This window comes from Streptomyces sp. NPDC057486 (genome assembly GCF_042802415.1).
GTDB classification, from domain to species: domain Bacteria; phylum Actinomycetota; class Actinomycetes; order Streptomycetales; family Streptomycetaceae; genus Streptomyces; species Streptomyces yanii.
Genome location: NZ_JBHVEE010000083.1, coordinates 24,626 through 42,692, shown reverse-complemented (window position 1 = coordinate 42,692; position 18,067 = coordinate 24,626). Strand labels below are relative to the sequence as shown.

The window sequence follows — 18,067 nt, the reverse complement described above, 5'->3', positions numbered from 1 at the left end:
CCGCACGACGGGGCACCGACGACGGAGGCCGGGTCCGGACGAGGAACCTCAGGAGGTCTTCAACAGCTTCTCGATCCTGGCGAGTTCCTCGTCGCCGAACTCCAGGTTGCGTACCGCCTCGACACTGTTCTCCAGCTGAGCGACGCTGCTCGCCCCGACCACGGCGGAGGTCACACGCCCGCCCCGCAGCACCCAGGCCAGCGCCATCTGCGCCAGGGTCTGCCCGCGCTCGGAGGCGACCAGGTCGAGCGCGCGCAGTCGGGCCACCAGCTCGGGGGTCACCGACTCGGGGGTCAGGAAGGGACTGCTGCCCGCCGCACGGGAGCCCGCCGGGATCCCCTTCAGATAACGGTCGGAGAGAATGCCCTGCTCCAGCGGCGAATACGCGATGGAACCGACGCCCAGGTCGTCCAGCGTCGTGAGCAGTCCGTCCTCGACCCAGCGGTCCAGCATCGAGTAGCGCGGCTGGTGGATCAGCAGCGGCGTGCCGAGCTCCTTGAGGATGCGGGCCGCCTCCCGGGTCTGCTCCGGCGAATAGTTGGAGAGACCGACGTAGAGCGCCTTGCCCTGGCGTACCGCCGAGTCCAGCGCCCCCATCGTCTCTTCGAGCGGCGTGTCCGGGTCGGGCCGGTGGGAGTAGAAGATGTCGACGTAGTCGAGTCCGAGCCGGGTGAGGCTCCGGTCGAGCGATCCGAGCAGGTACTTGCGGGAGCCCCACTCCCCGTAGGGCCCGTCCCACATCAGGTAGCCCGCCTTGGTGGAGACCACGATCTCGTCCCGGAGCCGGGCGAAGTCCGTCCTCAAGGCGCGTCCCATGGCGGTCTCGGCGGCGCCGGGGGGCGGGCCGTAGTTGTTGGCGAGGTCGAAGTGCGTGATGCCGAGGTCGAACGCCCTGCGCAGGATCTGTCCCTGGGTCTCCGCGCTCCGGTCGCTCCCGAAGTTGTGCCAGAGGCCGAGCGAGAGAGCGGGGAGCCGCAGACCGCTGCGTCCGGTGCGCCGGTACGGCATAGCCTGGTAGCGATCGGGTGAAGGCATGTACATGCAGGGCTCCACGGGGAGGGGAGGGCGGGGACGCGGGGAAACGCGCGGTCCTCAGGCTCCCCGACAATGATCCAGCAGTCCAACAGGAGATTCAGGTTGGATTCATCGTCTAGATTTCTCAATCATGGAATTGCGCCAGCTCGAACATTTCATCGCCGTCGCCGAGGAACAGCACTTCACCCGTGCCGCCGAGCGCGTCGCCGTGTCGCAGTCCGGGTTGTCCGCCTCCATCCGCTCCCTGGAACAGGAGTTGAAGACGCCGCTGTTCAGCCGGACCACACGCACGGTGCGGCTGACCGAGGCGGGTCGCGCCCTGCTGGTGGAGGCGGAGCGCACGCTGGCGGGCGCACGGGCGGCGCGGGACGCCGTCGATGCGGTACGCGGACTGCTGCGCGGCACCCTGACGGTCGGGGTCGAACAGTGCGTGGCCGGTGTCCGGGTGCCGCAGCTGCTCGCGGCCTTCCACCGGACCCACCCGCAGATGGAGATCCGGCTCCGTCAGGAGGGCACGACGAGTCTGGTGAACGGGGTGGCGGGCGGCCGGCTCGATGTCGCGTTCGCGGCGGCCGTCAGTGCCGCGGAGTGGCGGGGCGAGCTGATCCCGCTGGCCCGGGAGCGCATGGTCGTCCTGTGTGCTCCCGGGCACCGGTTCGCACGGGCGGCGGACGGCGTCGTGTGGGACGAGCTGACGGGTGAGTCCTTCATCGACTTCCATCCGGACTGGGGTCCCCGCCGCGCCGCGGACGAGGCGTTCACCACGGCGCGGGTGCGCCGCACGGTGGGACTGGAGGTGACCGACGTGCACAGCCTGCTGGAGCTGGTGCACGAAGGGCTGGGGATCGCGGTCGTCCCGCACCACTTCTCGCGCAAGCCGGAGGCCCTGGGGCTGGTCGCGGTGGAGCTGGACGGTCCTGAGCAGCCGTACTACGAGAGCGTCGCGGTGCTTCCGGCCGCCGGGGCGATGAGCCCGGGAGCCCGGGCGCTGATGGCCTTGGTGCGCGGTGACGCACACGGTGACATACCGAGTGACGCCGGGCGCTGACGGCGGTCATCCCCCCAGGGCACTCGCGAACGCTCCCGGCTTCTGCTGGACTCCGCTGCAGGTGTCACTCGCCGTCGACGTGTTCTCGTCGGTGCACTCCTGGTCGCGGAAGGTGGCCCACATGGAGAGCGCGCCGACGCCGGTCCGACGGGCGAAGGTGCGCAGGGATGCGGCGTCGGCGAGGGTGAACGTCTCCCCTGCCACGTCGTTGACACCGAGCATCACCGTGATGTGCAGCGACTGCCAGGCCTCGGTGTCCGACAGCCCGAGTACATCGGTGAGCTGGTCATGGGTGGCTTCGGCGGCCTGTCGCGCGTAGTCGCTCATGTCACCGTCGTGGGAGGTGCTGTAGTTCATGGCCATGATGTTCACCGCGGAGATGTCGACCTTCTGCTCGACGGCGTCGCTCAGGAGGCCCGTACCGGTGGACTCCAGGCCGTCCGGCATCACTGGCAGGGTGTACGTGACATCGAGGTGCCGCCGCTTCTGCAGGAGGCGGAGCGCCTTGTCGCGGAGGGTGATCGACGCCCGATCGGTGAGTGCGGCGCCCTCGATGTCGAAGTCGGCCTTGGTGGCACCGACGGCGTCGAGCACCTTGGCGTAGGCGTCGGCCAGCTCCTCCGCGCTGTCACACGCGAGCGCCAGCTCGGTCCCCGCGGCCCCGCCGAACGAGACCCGGACGTCCGCGCCGGTCGACGTCAGCCGGGCGACGCGTGAGGTCACCGACGCACTGGTGGCCTCGGCGGTGCCGCCCCAGAGGGGGGTGCAGGTGTTGTCGCCGGCGACGACGAAGGCGAGGTTGTACGTGTCGGGGGAGCCGACGGAGTCGGTATCGGCCGCGGTCGTGGCGCTGACGTACGGGGTGTAGGCGGTGGTGACGGTGGAGGCCGCGGGGCCGCCGGGGCGGGGGGACGAGGTACCGCGCTGGTTCGCCGCCGACCCCGTCGTACAGGCCGAGCAGGCGAGCGCGAGCGCGACGAGTCCGGCGACGGCGGCGGTCGCCCGCTTCGCGCGGCGCGCCGCGCCGCCCGGAGAGCGCTTCGGTGACATGCGCATAAAGATTGCACCTGCTCTCGTGAGAATTGTCCCGACACAGCAACGATGAAAAGCGGGAGCATCGAAAACCTCTCACACATCGCCAGGCGCCCGAACGCGGCGCATATCACTCCGCACGCACGGCAGCACGTTCGAAAACGGCTCATCCACCAAGCACCGCACGGGGCATGACGTCGCGTCGGCGCGACGGAAGGTGCCGGGTGAGCGGCGGTGTTCTCAGTTCGCTCACAGACTTCCCGCGTTGTCACAGCATTCGGCAAGGAATGCCTCAGACTTCGCACATCGCAGTTCGTCAGCATGCGCTCATGCATGTCGATACCGCCATCGAGAAAGATCCGCCCCGCGGCGGCCGCCGTAAACACGCCGGTACGCCGAGGTCCCGGGCCGCGGCCGGGATCGGGACCGAAGCCCACGAAGGCCCCGTCTTCGTGGACAGTTCCGGGCGCCGCGCCCGCCTGTTCCGGCGCGCCGGTATCGCACTGGGCGTCGCCTGTGTCGGTTACGTGGCCGTGCTGGGCCTCGCCTTCATGGGCGGCATCTCCATGTCGCCCTCGGAACTGATCCCGTTCGGTGGCGCGCCCTCCGCCCAGGGCGGACCCGGCGGAAACATGCCTCCGGGAGGTGCCGGCGCACCACCGAGCGGTCCACCGGCCGGCGCAGGCCCCACGGCTTCACCCTCCGTGTCGGCCTCCGTCACCGTCCCGGCCTCCGCCGCGTCCGTGTCGCTCACCACCGGAACCGGCTGATGGAGACGGACCGGGTACACGGCCCGACCTCCGAACGACAGCCTGACCAGCGGCCGGACCGCGGAAGCCTCCCCACCGCGGCGCCTTCCCCCGTACCGCCGAAGCGACGGCATGCCACGCCGAGCAGGATCGAACGTGTCCGCCGCCAGGCCGTCCCCAAGCCGCGCGTGATCATCGCTCTTCTGCTCCTGCTCGGCCTCGTCTCCGTGATGCTGCTCGACGGCTATCTGCGGGCCGAGGTCGGAAACGACCAGCGTGTCCGCTCCGACGCGAGCGCGAGCAAGGTGCCGGACAGCGTCCTCGACGGCGGGCCCTTCCTCAGCTTCGAGGGCGGCACGGCGCGGACCCTGTCCGTGCCGGACAAGACGATCGTGCTCACCTTCGACGACGGCCCGGACCCCGAGTGGACCCAGAAGGTGCTCGACATCCTGGACGACAACGAGGTGCCCGGCACGTTCTTCCTTGTCGGCTCGATGATCTCGCGGTATCCGGACGTGGTGCGCCGGATGGTCGACGACGGCAACGAGGTGGGCATCCACACCTTCACCCACGTCGATCTGTCGTACCAGAGCGCCGCCCGCGTCAAGCGGGAGATCGCGCAGACACAGCTCGCTCTGGCGGGCGCCGCGGGCATCACGACGACCCTTTTCCGCGCCCCGTACTCGTCGACGAACGACGCGATCGACAACTACAGCTGGCCCGTCTACAAGAAGCTCGGCGCGATGGGCTACACCAGCGTCTTCATCGACACGGACAGCGAGGACTGGCAGCAGCCGGGCGTATCCAGGATCATCGAATGGGCCACCCCGAAGAGCGGGAAGGGCGCTTCGGTGCTCTTTCACGACGCGGGCGGCAACCGCGAGCAGACCCTCGAAGCGCTGCCGCAGTACATCAAGAAGATGAAGGCGAAGGGCTACACCTTCACCACGGTCAGCGGCGCCCAGCAACAGGCACAGGGGCAGCAGGCACAAGGGCAGCAGGGCGCACAGGCCGGCGCGCCGGCCCCGGGGAGCGGTACGGCCGGCTCACCGCAGGGCAACCCCGAGCAGGCCGCGCACCGCACAGCCGACACGTCCACCCTCTGGGAGGGCCGCGCCCTGCTCGGCGCGGTCGCCGTCGCGGAGTGGACCGTGCCCGGTCTTGCCGTGGTGCTGGCGGTCGTGGGCGTCGCCGTGCTGGGCAGGTTCGCGATGATGCTCGTCCTCGCACGGCGCCACTACCGGCAGCGCAACAGACGCCGGTTCGTCTGGGGCCCCGAAATCACCGAACCGGTCAGTGTGATCGTGCCCGCGTACAACGAGAAGGAGTGCATCGCGAACACCATCAACTCCCTTGCAGCCAGCACCCATCCCATTGAGATCGTGGTCGTCGACGACGGCTCGACCGACGGCACGGCGGAGATCGCCGAGTCCCTGGGGCTGCCGAACGTGCGGGTGATCCGCCAGGCGAACGCGGGCAAGTCCGCGGCGCTGAACAACGGTGTGCGGCATGCGCGTCACGACATCGTGGTCATGATGGACGGCGACACCGTCTTCGAACCGGACACCGTTCAGCGGCTCGTGCAGCCGTTCGGTGACCCGGAGGTCGGTGCGGTCGCGGGCAATGCCAAGGTCGGCAACCGCAACACCGTGATCGGCGCCTGGCAGCACATCGAGTACGTGATGGGCTTCAACCTCGACCGCCGGATGTACGACCTGCTGCGCTGCATGCCGACCATCCCGGGCGCGATCGGGGCGTTCCGCCGCGAAGCCGTGCTGGAGGTCGGCGGGATGAGCGAGGACACGCTCGCCGAGGACACCGACATCACCATCGCCCTGCACCGCGCGGGATGGCGGGTCGTCTACGCGGAACACGCACGCGCCTGGACCGAGGCACCCGCAACGCTGGGGCAGCTGTGGCGGCAGCGCTACCGCTGGAGTTACGGCACGATGCAGGCGCTCTGGAAGCACCGGAAGTCGGTGACGGACCGGGGGCCGTCGGGCCGGTTCGGCCGGGTCGGCATGCCGTTGGTCGTCCTCTTCCAGATCGTCACCCCCGTCTTCGCGCCGCTCATCGACGTGTTCACGGTCTACGCGATGATCTTTGTGGACTTCAGGGGGTCCCTGCTCGCCTGGCTGGCGGTGCTCCTCGTCCAACTGGTCTGCGCGGCCTACGCCTTCCGCCTCGACCGCGAGCGGTTCCGGTATCTCCTCATGCTGCCTCTGCAACAGGTCGCCTACCGGCAGCTGATGTATCTGGTGCTGATCCACTCGTGCGTGACCGCGGCGACGGGCGGCCGGCTGCGCTGGCAGAAGCTGAAGCGCACCGGTGAGGTCGGCACACCGGCCTCCGGCACGGGGGTGCGCTGATGGCGGGCGCACACCGCAAGGGCGCACTGCCGACCGGGATCCCGATGCAACGACCGGCCGAGCACTCGGCGGAGGGTACGGAACCCGGGCCCCCGCCCGGGGAAACCGCCCCGATCTCTCCCGCACCGCTCCCCGGCCGAAGTGCGGGCCGCGACCGGTGGTTCGACGCACTGCGGGCCTTTGCACTGGTCCGTGTCATCACGTACCACACCTTCGAGTGGCCCTGGCTGGGGCTGGTCTTCCCTTCCATGGGCGTGATGTTCGCCCTCGCCGGCTCGCTCATGGCGCGTTCGCTCGAGCGGCCCGCTTCGCACGTCCTCCGCGGGCGGCTGCGCAGACTGCTGATCCCGCTCTGGGCGTTCGCGCTGGTCCTCGGTACGGCGATGCTGCTGCACGGCTGGCTGCCCGGCCCGGATGTCCTCTACTGGGTGCTGCCGGTCGGCGATCCGCCGGGCAACGCGTGGGGCGAGCAGGCCTGGGCGGTGCTCTGGTACCTGCGGACGTATCTGTGGTTCGTGCTGATGTCGCCGGTACTGCTGCGCATCTTCCGGTCCGCCCCGCTGCCCGTGCTCGCGCTGTCGCTCGTGCCCGTCGTGGTCCTGGAGACCGTGGGCGGCGTGCCGGACGGGCGGCTGGGCAGTGCGCTCAGCGATCTGTCGGTCTTCCTGTTCTGCTGGCTGCTCGGCTTCGCCCACCGTGACGGCGTCCTCGACCGGATGCGCCCCGCCGCCGTCGTCCCCGTGGCCTCGGCGCTGCTGGCGGCGGGCGGCTGGTGGGCCTTCCACCACCGGGTCGACGGTTCCTACGATCTCGACGACATCCCGCTCGCCCAGGCGCTGTGGTCCGCCGGGTTCGTCCTGCTGCTGCTCCGCTTCCGTCCCGACTTCGCCGGGCTCGCCCGCCATCGCGTCGCCGACCGGATCGTGAAGGTCTTCAACGCCCGTGCCGTGACGATCTATCTGTGGCACGAGGTCGCTTTGATGACGAGCGTGCCGCTGATCGATCTGATGTGGAACGTGCCTGCTTTCGAAAGGGATCTGCCGTTGGACAGCATGTGGTTCCAGTTCGGGGTCGCCTGGGTGCTGATCGCGGCGGCCGTGGCCCTCTTCGGCTGGGTCGAGGACATCGCGGCGAAACGGGGGCCGCGCCTGCTGCCTTGATACGGCCCCCCGCCGCACCGTGCGTAACCGCCGCCGGCCCTACCGGTCGGCGGCGAGGACGAACCAGCGGGCGGGCAGGTCGATGCGGGTACCGTCCGGCAGGTGCTCGGTCTGGGCGAGCATCGTGGGGCCGCTCGCGAGCGTCGTCAGCCCCGCCGCCCGCAACAGCTCCGGCACCTCCTCCTCCGTGGCGCTCGCCGGCCGGAGCCCGTGCTCGAAGACCCGTCGCAGTTTCTCGGGCGGACCGCCCGGCGCCTGGGCCGCCTGCTGCAGCACCGTCTTTGACGCCGGGGTCAGCTCGGCGACGAAGGCCCGCCCCCGCGTCCCCAGGAGCGTCGCGACGGCTGCCGCGACGGCGGGACGTGCCTCCGGCTCGCTCTGGTGGATCACCGCGCGCATATAGACATTGGTGTCGCCGATCCGTTCCCGCAGGGCCTGTACCGCGTCCCCGTCGACCAGGTTGAACTGCTCGAACTCGGCGATGCCCACGGAGTCCGCGCGGCGTGCGTGCCCGATCGCCGCCTGCGAGAGGTCCACGCCGATGGCCCGGGGGAACCGGGTGGCGAGGTAGCGGGTCTGGGTGCCGTTGCCGCACCCGAGGTCGACGACGGGCAGCGCGGTGTCGGCGTACGGGAGCAGCAGCTCACTGTGGGGTACCGAGTTGAGGGACGGGTCGGAGTCCCAGATCGCCTCGCCGGGTGCGCCGGAGGTCGACGACCAGTAGCCCTCCCACGCTTCGCGGTAGCCCTGTGACACGTCCATACGTACTCCCAAGTCCGGTGCACCCACAGCCATTCGCTGGGCAACGGCCTACCGTCCCGGCAGCGTCCGGGCAAGAGAGCGGGCATCATCCGCCGTTCGGCGCACCTCTTTTCACCGGGTGTTCGACCGGGGGCGGGGAAATCGGACAAGTGGCTGCTCGAACCACACGGTCTTGCCGTGTGCCGTGGTGCTCGTGCCCCACTCCCGGGCGAGGTTGCTCACCACCAGCAGCCCGCGTCCCGACTCGTCGTGGTCGGAGGCGCTGAGGAGGGTGGCGGGGGCCGGTTCGTCGTCGCTGACCTCGCAGAGCAGGGCGCCGGTCCGGACGAGACGCAGCCCGATGTGGCGGATGCGCCCGTGGTTCACGGCGTTGGTGACCAGCTCGCTGACCATCAGTACGGCCGACTCCACCGCGTCCGGCAGATCCCAGTCGAGGAGCTTGCCGCGCACCAGATTGCGGGCTCGCGCCACTTCCCTGGCGTCCAGGGCGAGTTGCCATTCGGCGACGTCGTCGTCCGGGATGCCGTTCAGCCGGGCCATCAGCAGCGCCACGTCGTCCTTGCGGCCGCCCTTCGGGTTCAGGGCGCGAATGATCGTGTCGCAGGCGTCGTCCATCGAGGCGGCGGGGTGCGCCGCGGAGGCGCAGAGCATGGCGAGTCCGGCGCCGATGTCCTGGCCGCGCACCTCGACCAGCCCGTCGGTGCAGAGCACCAGGCGGTCGCCGGGCCGTACCCGTATGGTCGCGGTCTCGAAGGCGACACCGCCTACTCCGATCGGCGCCCCCGTCGGCAGGTCGAGGAGCTCGGCCCGGCCGTCCTCGGCGCGCACCAGCACGGGCGGGATGTGCCCGGCATTGGCGATCTGGAGCTCGGAGCGGATCGGGTCGTAGACGGCGTAGAGACAGGTTGCGAGATATTGCTCGCCGAGGCGCTGCGCCAGGTCGTCGAGGTTGCGCAGCAGCTGGGCAGGCGGCATCTCCATGGTCGCCATCGTCAGCACGGCGGTGCGCAACTGGCCCATCATCGCGGCCGAGTTGAGACCGTGTCCCATGACGTCCCCGACGACCAGCGCGGTTCGGGAGCCGGGCAGCTTCACCGAGTCGAACCAGTCGCCGCCGATCCTGCCGAGCCGGGTGCCGGGCAGGTAGCGGGTGGCGATGTCGCAGCCGGCCATGCGGGGCTCGACCTGGGGCAGCATGCTGTCCTGGAGGGTGTCGGCCACATTCTCCTGGTACGTGTACATGCGGGCGTTGTCGAGGACGAGCCCGGCACGGGCGGCGAGTTCGGCGCCGGTGGTGCGGTCCATGTCGTCGAAGGGCTCTCGGTCGGGGCGGCGCATCAGGACCATGAAGCCGAGCACCACGTCGCGCGCCTTGAGCGGGACGATCAGCAGGGACCGGTGGGTGATCAGCGGCCGCAGGTCGCGCTTCTCGAACTCGCCCGAGATCCGGTTGCTCATCTCCTCGCCGACGTACGGGACGAGGACGGGTTCGCCGGTGACCATGCACTGGAAGAACGGCGTGTGCTGCGGGAAGGCGATGGACTCACCGACCGGGACGGTGTCGTCCCAGCGGCCGGGTTCGTCGTTGTGCTCGACCCATACCCGGTGCCAGACGGTGGTGACGTCGGGCGGCCCTTCCGGGAAGCCCTCACCGGCGAGGACCGCGGCTCGCAGATGCGTACCCGCGAAGTCGGTGAAGCGGGGGACGGCGGCGCTGGTGACCTCGCGGATGGTGCGTTCCAGATCGAGGGAGGTGCCGATGCGACCGCTCACCTCGTTGAGGAACTCCAGCCGTTCGCGGACGGCGGCGTACTCCAGGTCGAGTTCGGGGCGGGGCACGGCGCGCGGTGCCGGAGCCCCGTCGGCTGCGGTCGCCGGATCATCGGGCCGGCTGCGCGCACTGCGGCGCGGTACGCCCCAGTCGGGGGTGACCGGGACCCGCGCATGCTGGCTGAACTCCAGGATCGGATAGCCGAGTTCGAGTACCTGGGAGACGATCCGGGTCGCTTCGTGGACGCCCATGTTCGGCAGGATCTCGGGGAGGCGGCCGGCCAGGTCCCGGTAGCCGGGGAAGTCGGTGCGGGGCGCGAAGCCGGGGGCGATCGTCTCGCTGTCCGGGTCGCCGCCCTCGTCACCGCTGTGCAGGGGCACGGCGTCCGCGGCGAGGACGAGGAGGCGCTCGGCAGCGGGGCCGACCAGCGGGTAGGCCCACCACAGGATGTCGATCCGGCCGCGGTCCGGTTGGTCGACCCTGGCCCGCCCCGCTGCCGGGTAGGCGAGGGTGCCGCTCAGCGAACCGTCGAGCTCCGGGCCGAAGTCACCGTACGTACCACCGGACGCCCCGGGCTCAGACTCCTGCGGTAACGCCCCGGAGACCGGGAGGAGTTCACCGGCCGGGCAGCCGATGGCGTCCTCCCTGGCCACCCCGAAGAGCCGTCGGGCCCCGGTCGACCAGTGCGACACGAGGCCTTCCATGTCGACGACCACCACGGCGAGCGGAACCCGCCCCGCGACTGCTTCACGCCGTTGTGGTGCCCTGTGCGGCGGCACATCCAGGTCCATGGGTGGAAGGCTCCTTCCCCACCGCAAGGTTCTGCGGTATGCGACTCCACGGTACGTCCCCGCGTCCGGCGCCCGCCGGTCATCGGCGGAATCCCCCGGAGGTCGTGCGCCCGCGCACCGTCGCGCACCACGCGGCGCCGGGACGCGGCGTCAGTCCTCGTGACCGAGTTGCAGGTCACGCTCGGTTCGCCCGCCGCCCGCGACCTGGAGGACAGTGGCCACCGGCGGGTAACCCGCCGCGATGACGGTGTACTCGCCGGTCGACAGGTCCACGAAGCGGAACGCCCCGTCGGGCCCGGTCGTCAGGGTGTCGACGACATTGCCCGCCGCGTCGAGGAGCGTGACCCGGGCGTCCTCGACGGGCCGTCCGCCGCTCGCCCGTACGACGCCGCGCAGCACCGCGCCCCCGGCCAGCTCGATGTCCTGCCGGGTCTCCCTGGCCGCTTGCACGCTGACCGGCAGCGCGGCGGGCCGGAAGGCGGGGGCGCTGGCGGCAAGGGTGTACTCTCCGGCCACCAACTCCGAGATCACATAGCCGCCTTCACGGCCGCTGCGGGTGGATGCGACCACCTCGCCGCGTACATCGGTGAGTGTGACGGAGGCGTCCCGCACCGGGATCCCGTCGGCCGTGACGACAGTCCCGGCCAGCCGGCCCGCACCGCCGAGCACCACGTCGAGCTCGACGGGCCGCTCGCCGACGGTGACGCTGACGGCCTGCGGCTGGTGTCCTCCGGCCGCCGCGATGAGGACGTACGAACCCGAGCCGGGCACGCTCAGCGCGTACCGCCCGTCGTCGCCGCTCGCGCCGCGGCCGACCTGCTTCCCCTGGATGTCGATCAGGGTGAGGGCTGCGCGGGGGACCTTCGTACCGTCCGGGTGCTGCACGCAACCGCACACCGGGACGCCCGACAGGTAGACGGGTGGTGGAGGTGTCTGGGTGGTGCGGGCGGCGGGGATGGGGGTGGCGGACTCGGCGGCTGCGGATTCCGGGCTGTGGTGGGACACCAGCGGTTTCTCCTTGAGGAAGAAGGCGATGACGAGGCCGAGTGCGAGCACCGGCACGAGGTAGAGGAAGATCCGCGGCATCGCGTCGGCGTACGCCTGGATGTAGCTGTCGCGCAGGGCCGGCTCCATGGCGTGGACCAGCTGCGGGGTGATCGACTCGGGGTCGGGGAGGTCGGCGCCGGACGGGAGGCGGACCGCGAGGGCGTCGGCGAGACGGCCCGCGAAGAGCGTCCCGAAGACGGCGGCGCCGACGCTGCCGCCGATCTGCCGGAAGTAGTTGTTCGCACTGGTGGCGGCGCCGAGGTCGGCGGGTGGTACGGAGTTCTGCACGGCAAGGACGAGCACCGGCATGATCAGGCCGATCCCGATGCCGAGGACGGCCTGCGCGATGCTGTATTCGACGCGTGGGGTGTCGGTTTCGAGACGGGAGAGAAGCCACATGCCGACGACCGAGATCGCACTGCCGAGGATCGGGTAGACGCGGTAGCGGCCGGTACGGGAGATCAGCTGGCCGGAGACGACGGACGCGCCGACGATGCCGCCCATCATCGGGAGCATCAGCAGCCCGGATTCGGTGGCGGTGGCGCCGTCGACCATCTGTAGGAACGTCGGCAGATAGCTGGCGGCGCCGAACAGGGCGACGCCGACGACCGCGCCGACGAGCGCGGTCACGTTGAAGATCGAGTCGCGGAACAGCCTCAGCGGGATCACGGGTTCGGGCGCGCGGCGCTCGACGACCAGGAAGAGCAGAGCCGTTCCGGCGGCCCCGGCGGCCAGCCCGATGATGGTGCGCGAGCCCCAGGCGTACTCCGTACCGCCCCAACTGGTCAGCAGCACCAGGCAGGTGGAGGCGGCGGCCAGCAGCAGTGCGCCGAGCACATCGAGCCGGGGCCGGACGGCGGGTTTGGGGAGTTTCAGTACGACGGTGATGACGGCCAGCGTGACCAGTCCGAACGGGACGTTGATGTAGAAGCACCAGCGCCAGGACGCGTGGTCGGTGAAGAAGCCGCCGAGCAGCGGTCCGGCGACGGACGCGAGACCGAAGGCGGCGCCGATCAACCCCATGAAACGGCCGCGCTCGCGGGGCGGTACGACGTCCGCGATGATCGCCTGGACTCCGATCATGAGACCGCCGCCGCCGATGCCCTGGACGGCACGGAAGGCGATCAGCTCGTCCATGGTCCGGGACCAGCCGGCCAGCGCGGAGCCGACGACGAAGACGACGATGGCGAACTGGAAGACGCTCTTGCGGCCGAAGAGATCGCCGAGCTTGCCGTAGATCGGCAGCCCGATGGTGGAGGCGAGGAGATAGGCGGTGACGGCCCAGGACATCTTCTCCAGGCCGTGCAGCTCACCGACGATCTTCGGCAGGGCGGTGGCGACGATCATCTGGTCGAGCGCCGCGAGCAGCAGGGTGAGCATCAACCCGAGGAAGACCAGCCGGATCCGGCGGGGGCTGATCTCCGCGGCGTCGGGACCCGGTGGGGGTGAGGGCGGAGTCACGGCACCGGACAGGGCGGCGGTCTGCACACCGTGCGGATCCGCGGTCGCCGCCCCGACCTCGCCCTCCGCACCGTCCGGCTCGTCCTTCACCAGAGTGATTCCACCCGCCACGTGCCGCTCCCCTCGTCGCATCTGCGCCGCCCATTTCTCGCATTGCGCGACAAGGGAGGGCAAACGCGACGGGGGGCACCGACGGCGCACTCGGGGGGCTTATCCCCCGGTGGGAGCCACTACGGCGCACAACCGACCGGCCGAGAAAACCACCCGAACCGGTGAGGCCGGTCAGCGCTGGACGAGGCTACTTCTCGACCTCGGTCGCGAGGTTCTGCAGCAGCTCGTCGTAGATGCGCCCAAGCCCCTTGGGCGCAAAGGTCTTCTCGAAGAAACCACCGATGCCGCCCGCGCCGTTCCAGACGGTCGAGACGACGGCCTTGGACCGGCCCTCACCGGCCGGGGTGACGGTCCAGGTGGTGACCATCGACGAGTTGCGGTCCTTCTCGACGAGCTGCCCGTCGGTCGGCTCGGTCACGTCGAGCAGGCAGTCGCGGACCCGCTTGCTGGTGGCCTGAAGCTTCCAGTGGACGAGGGTGCCCTCACCGTCACCGCCCTCGCGGACCTCGTACTCGCTGAAGTGGCCGGGCAGGACCTTGCCCCGGACCTCCTGGTAGTCGGCCAGCGCGTCGAACACCGTCTCCGCGTCCGCCGCGATGATCCGCTCTGTCGTGGCCTCGACCTGCGCCATGGCTGTTCCTCCAGCACTCGGTTGTTCGGGGGTGTGCTGAGCCAATCACCTCCGGCACGCGGCTCAAAATCCGGGCCGGGACGAAGGGGAGAAAACGATCAAGTGAACAAGTGTTCTATTCTCTCTCCAGTGCTACCGAGGAGGCGTCCATGCGCTGGGACAATCTGGTCGAGAACACCCGCGAGGCCGGGACGGGCACGCTCTTCGCCGCGGACGCGGTGACCACGCGCACCTTCGACACCCCTGAATTCCGAGGGATCACCTTCCATGAGATCCGGGCCCGCTCGATCGTGAACCGGGTACCGGGCGCGTCGCGGATGCCGTTCGAATGGACCGTGAACCCGTACCGGGGCTGCACGCACGCCTGCGTCTACTGCTTCGCCCGCAAGACCCACAGCTACCTGGACCTCGACACCGGGCTCGATTTCGACTCCCAGATCGTCGTCAAGATCAACGCCCCGGAGCTCCTGCGCCGCGAGCTCGCCTCCAGCCGCTGGCACGGCGCGCACATCGCGATGGGCACCAATGTCGACTGCTACCAGCGCGCGGAGGGCCGCTACCGGCTGATGCCCGGCATCATCACAGCCCTGCGTGATCATGCGAACCCGTTCTCGATCCTGACCAAGGGCACGCTGATCCTGCGCGATCTGGAGCTGCTCAAACAGGCCGCGGAGGTCACCGAGGTCGGCATCTCCGTCTCGGTCGGCTTCGTCGATCCGGAACTGTGGCGCACGGTGGAGCCCGGCACCCCGTCCCCCGAGCGCCGGCTGGACGTCGTGCGCGCCCTGAGCGAGAACGGCATCGACTGCGGTGTGCTGATGGCACCCGTCATCCCGTTCCTAGGTGACCGGCCGGACCAGCTGCGGGCCACCGTCCGCGCGATCGCCGACGCCGGGGCGAGCTCGGTGACCCCGCTCGTCCTCCACCTGCGGCCCGGCGCCCGGGAGTGGTTCATGCAGTGGGTCGGGCAGCACCATCCCCAGTTGGTGCGGCGGTACCAGCAGATGTACGAGGACGGGGCGTACGCACCCACCTGGTACCAGCGCACGATCACACGCCGGGTCCACGAGCTGGCGGCCGAGTTCGGCATCGGACCGGCGCGCCGCGGCGAGGCACGCCGGATCTCCGTCCAGCGGGAACGGCTCGACCGGCAGTCACCTCCGGGCGGTCCCGGGTCCACCCAGCTGACCCTTCTCTGAGCATCCGTCACCACCCCGGCAAACGGGTCAACTCTCACCCGATCATGTCCTTCCGTGTCCGATTGTGGGGAGCATGCGGCGGGGGCTGTGCCACACGCAGCCGCATTCCCTCCACCACGGGAGGCCATATGACGAATCGTTCAGGAATTCTGATCGCCGTCGGCGCGACGATCGCCGGTCTGGTGACCGCCGTGCCGTCCCCGGCGTCCGCCACCGGCGTCGCACCGCATGCCGCGCAACTCCGCTGGACCGGCTGCGGCACCAAGGTGTATCCGAAACTGCAGTGCTCAAAGGTCAGTACGCCGCTCAATCATGACGAACCGTCGGGCCGACGGATCACTCTCGCCCTGTCCCGGATCCCGCACACCGCGAAGACCTCGCAGGGCCCGCTGTTCGTCAACCCCGGGGGTCCCGGCGGCAGCGGACTGACCATGGCCGGGTTCGTGGCCTCCTCGCTCCCGAAGGACGTCGCCGCGCAGTACGACGTGATCGGGTTCGACCCGCGCGGGGTCGGGAAGAGTTCCCCGGCGCTGGACTGCGTACCCAAGTACTTCAAGCCGCCGCGGCCCGACTCGGTGCCGCGGACCCTCGCCGACGAGCGCACCCCCCGCGACCGGGCGCGCAACTTCGCGGCGGAGTGCGGCAGGAAGTACCCCGATCTGCTGCGGTACATGGACACGGTCAGCGCCGCCAAGGACCTCGATGTGATCCGGCAGGCCACCGGTGCCCCGAAGATCAACTACTTCGGGTACTCGTACGGCACGTACCTGGGCGCGGTGTACGCGAAGCTGTTCCCGCAGCGGGTGCGCCGGCTGGTGCTCGACTCGAACGTCGACCCGGACGGGGTCTGGTACGAGGACAACATCGGTCAGAACTACGCGTTCGACGCCCGCCAGAAGGCGTTCGCCGCGTGGGTGGCGAAGCACGACAAGACGTACCGGCTCGGCAACGACCCGGCGCGGGTCGAGGCGGCCTGGTACCGGATGCGCGACGCGGTGCGGAAACAGCCCGCGGGCAGGAAGGTCGGTCCGAGCGAGCTGGAGGACACCTTCCTGCCGGGCGGCTACTACAACGGGTACTGGCCCTACCTGGCCGACGCGTTCGCCGCGTACGTGAACCACAAGGACCAGGACGCGCTCGTCGCCGCGTACGACCAACTCGGTGCCGTCGACGCGAAGGGCGACAACGGCTACTCCGTCTACCTGGCCGTGCAGTGCCGCGACTCCCGGTGGCCGCTGAGCTGGAACACCTGGCGCAACGACAGCTGGAAGGTGCACGCCAAAGCACCCTTCTACGCCTGGAGCAACACCTGGTACAACGCACCGTGCGCCTCCTGGCCGGTGGAACCGCTGAACCCGGTGCGGGTCTCGAACCACGCGCTCCCGCCGGTGCTGCTCTTCCAGGCCACGGAGGACGCGGCCACACCGTACGAGGGCGGGGTCACCCTGCACCGGCGGCTCCGCGGCTCCAGCCTGGTCGTCGAGCAGGGCGGCGGCAACCACGGTGTCACGCTGAGCGGCAACGCATGCCTGGACAAGTACCTGACGGACTATCTCGCCAAGGGCACCGTCCCGCGCGGCGACGGCAGCCGCGCGGACGCGGATGCGGTCTGCCCGACGTCACCCGACCCGAAGCCGCTGACCGCCGAGGCGGCGAAGGCGAAGTCGGCGAAGCGCGCCGAAAGCAGCGGCAACATCTTGCACGGGCTTCTCGGCTTCCACGGCTGACGGGAGGGGACCACGCGCCCCGTGACCCGATCGCACGCCCTCGGGGGCGTACGCCACCATGGTCCGCATGACGACACGGCCCACCTCCGCGTACGCCCCCGACCCGTCCGTCCGGTCCATGACCGTCGACGACTGCGAGGCCGTCGCCACGGTCCGGGTGCGCGGCTGGCAGGCCGCGTACGCCGAGTTGGTCCCGCAGGCGTATCTGGACGCGATGGACATCGCCGAGGACGCGCAGCGGCGCCGCGGTTTCTTCGCCGAGCGCAACACGGTCGTCAATGTGGTGGCCGAGCGGCCGGGCCGGGGCGTGATCGGCTGGGCCTGTTACGGCCCGTACCGCGCGGACGGCAGGCGGCTCGCCCGCGCCGAGCTGTACGCCATCTACGTGCTGCCCGAGCACCTCGGGACCGGGGTGGGCCGCGCCCTGATGACGGAGATCCTGGCCCGCTCCACCGCGGACGGGTTCCCCGATCTGGCGCTCTGGGTCCTCAAGGAGAACGCGCCGGCGGGTCGGCGGCGTTCTCGTGCCCGAGATGCGTTACGTACGCCCCCTCAGCCCGTCGGCAGCCGGCTGATCGCCTCCTCGGCGGCGGCGCCGAGCCTCGGGTGAGGCAGCGCCGCCTCCAGGACCGGGCGGGCCTGCGCGTCGCCGAGCTGACCCAGCCCCTCCACACAGGCCAGCGCGACCCGCCAGTGCGGCTCGTCCGGCCCCAGCAGCCGCTCCAGGGTGCTGATCAGCGCCGGGACGGACTCGGGGGCCCGCAGGGCGGTGAGCAGGCGGACCGGGTGCACCGCGTACGCGGTGCGCAGGGTGTTCGTCGCGAGTGCGGCGGCGGCACGCGGGGTGCGGGGGTCGCCCAGGCGCACCAGGGCGTGGGCCGCGGAGACGCAACGCTCCGGGTCGCGGTGGTTGAGCAGCAGAACCAGTGCTTCGAAAGCCCGTCTGTCCCCGCCGCAGCCGAGCCGGAACGCGGCGATCTCACGCGCCCAGAGCGGGCGCTCCCGTTCGACGAGGACCCGGGCCAGTTCCTCGTCGTCGTCGGTGGCGAGCAGCCTGCGGTAGGCCGCCGACTCCCCCGCCTCGTCCGCCAGCCGGTCGGTCAGCGACCGGAACTCCTCGTCCATGACCCTGAGGGTATCGGCGGCCACGGTGAGTGTGAGCCGGCGCACAGCG

14 protein-coding genes are annotated in these 18,067 nt (G+C 70.4%); 7 read left to right on the top strand and 7 right to left on the bottom strand.

All coding sequences use genetic code 11. From position 1 onward, the window contains the following. Window positions 1–48: 48 nt before the first annotated feature. The gene (locus ACFU6I_RS31255; RefSeq protein ID WP_384372711.1) at window positions 49–1,041 is read right to left on the bottom strand and encodes an aldo/keto reductase; all 993 of its coding nucleotides are present in this window, start codon (window positions 1,039–1,041) and stop codon (window positions 49–51) included. Window positions 1,042–1,165: 124 nt separating this feature from the next. Here ACFU6I_RS31255 and ACFU6I_RS31250 point away from each other — a divergent pair, with 124 nt between their 5' ends. After that, window positions 1,166–2,083, top strand: a complete 918-nt coding sequence (locus ACFU6I_RS31250) for a LysR family transcriptional regulator (RefSeq protein ID WP_384372709.1) — start codon at window positions 1,166–1,168, stop codon at window positions 2,081–2,083. A 6-nt stretch (window positions 2,084–2,089) separates the two neighbouring features. Here the strand turns inward: ACFU6I_RS31250 and ACFU6I_RS31245 are convergent, their stop codons facing one another. Beyond that, entirely contained in the window at window positions 2,090–3,133 is a 1,044-nt protein-coding gene (locus ACFU6I_RS31245) for a chitinase (RefSeq protein WP_384372707.1), read from the bottom strand. A gap of 311 nt (window positions 3,134–3,444) precedes the next feature. Here ACFU6I_RS31245 and ACFU6I_RS31240 point away from each other — a divergent pair, with 311 nt between their 5' ends. From ACFU6I_RS31240 to ACFU6I_RS31230, 3 genes are all read left to right on the top strand, one after another. Then, complete coding sequence (locus tag ACFU6I_RS31240) at window positions 3,445–3,885, top strand: hypothetical protein (protein ID WP_384372706.1); 441 nt, start codon at window positions 3,445–3,447, stop codon at window positions 3,883–3,885. Between the two features lie 167 nt (window positions 3,886–4,052). After that, entirely contained in the window at window positions 4,053–6,233 is a 2,181-nt protein-coding gene (locus ACFU6I_RS31235) for a bifunctional polysaccharide deacetylase/glycosyltransferase family 2 protein (RefSeq protein WP_384372704.1), read from the top strand. A gap of 44 nt (window positions 6,234–6,277) precedes the next feature. Then, window positions 6,278–7,393, top strand: coding sequence for an acyltransferase (locus tag ACFU6I_RS31230; RefSeq protein ID WP_384372713.1), 1,116 nt, complete (start codon window positions 6,278–6,280; stop codon window positions 7,391–7,393). Window positions 7,394–7,432: 39 nt separating this feature from the next. Here ACFU6I_RS31230 and ACFU6I_RS31225 read toward each other — a convergent pair whose 3' ends face one another. The 4 genes from ACFU6I_RS31225 to ACFU6I_RS31210 all read right to left on the bottom strand — a co-directional run bounded on the left by ACFU6I_RS31225 (window position 7,433) and on the right by ACFU6I_RS31210 (window position 13,967). Further along, window positions 7,433–8,155, bottom strand: a complete 723-nt coding sequence (locus ACFU6I_RS31225; protein ID WP_384372702.1) for a class I SAM-dependent methyltransferase — start codon at window positions 8,153–8,155, stop codon at window positions 7,433–7,435. A gap of 111 nt (window positions 8,156–8,266) precedes the next feature. Continuing rightward, complete coding sequence (locus ACFU6I_RS31220) at window positions 8,267–10,717, bottom strand: SpoIIE family protein phosphatase (RefSeq protein WP_384372700.1); 2,451 nt, start codon at window positions 10,715–10,717, stop codon at window positions 8,267–8,269. A 150-nt stretch (window positions 10,718–10,867) separates the two neighbouring features. After that, the gene (locus tag ACFU6I_RS31215; RefSeq protein ID WP_384372698.1) at window positions 10,868–13,336 is read right to left on the bottom strand and encodes an MFS transporter; all 2,469 of its coding nucleotides are present in this window, start codon (window positions 13,334–13,336) and stop codon (window positions 10,868–10,870) included. Between the two features lie 187 nt (window positions 13,337–13,523). Then, a complete protein-coding gene (locus tag ACFU6I_RS31210) occupies window positions 13,524–13,967 on the bottom strand; it encodes an SRPBCC family protein (protein WP_345511273.1) in 444 nt (147 codons plus the stop codon). Between the two features lie 149 nt (window positions 13,968–14,116). On the opposite strand from ACFU6I_RS31210, the gene ACFU6I_RS31205 reads away from it, so the two are divergent. The 3 genes from ACFU6I_RS31205 to ACFU6I_RS31195 all read left to right on the top strand — a co-directional run bounded on the left by ACFU6I_RS31205 (window position 14,117) and on the right by ACFU6I_RS31195 (window position 17,503). Further along, on the top strand, window positions 14,117–15,166 hold the full coding sequence (locus tag ACFU6I_RS31205; RefSeq protein ID WP_384372696.1) for an Rv2578c family radical SAM protein: 1,050 nt from the start codon (window positions 14,117–14,119) through the stop codon (window positions 15,164–15,166). A gap of 128 nt (window positions 15,167–15,294) precedes the next feature. Beyond that, on the top strand, window positions 15,295–16,893 hold the full coding sequence (locus ACFU6I_RS31200; RefSeq protein ID WP_384372694.1) for an alpha/beta hydrolase: 1,599 nt from the start codon (window positions 15,295–15,297) through the stop codon (window positions 16,891–16,893). A gap of 67 nt (window positions 16,894–16,960) precedes the next feature. After that, window positions 16,961–17,503 carry a GNAT family N-acetyltransferase gene (locus ACFU6I_RS31195; protein ID WP_384372692.1) on the top strand — a complete coding sequence of 181 codons (543 nt, stop codon included), beginning with the start codon at window positions 16,961–16,963 and terminating at the stop codon, window positions 17,501–17,503. Here the strand turns inward: ACFU6I_RS31195 and ACFU6I_RS31190 are convergent. Beyond that, window positions 17,446–18,018 carry an adenylosuccinate lyase gene (locus ACFU6I_RS31190; RefSeq protein WP_384372690.1) on the bottom strand — a complete coding sequence of 191 codons (573 nt, stop codon included), beginning with the start codon at window positions 18,016–18,018 and terminating at the stop codon, window positions 17,446–17,448. The genes ACFU6I_RS31195 and ACFU6I_RS31190 overlap by 58 nt on opposite strands. Between the last annotated feature and the right edge of the window lie 49 nt (window positions 18,019–18,067).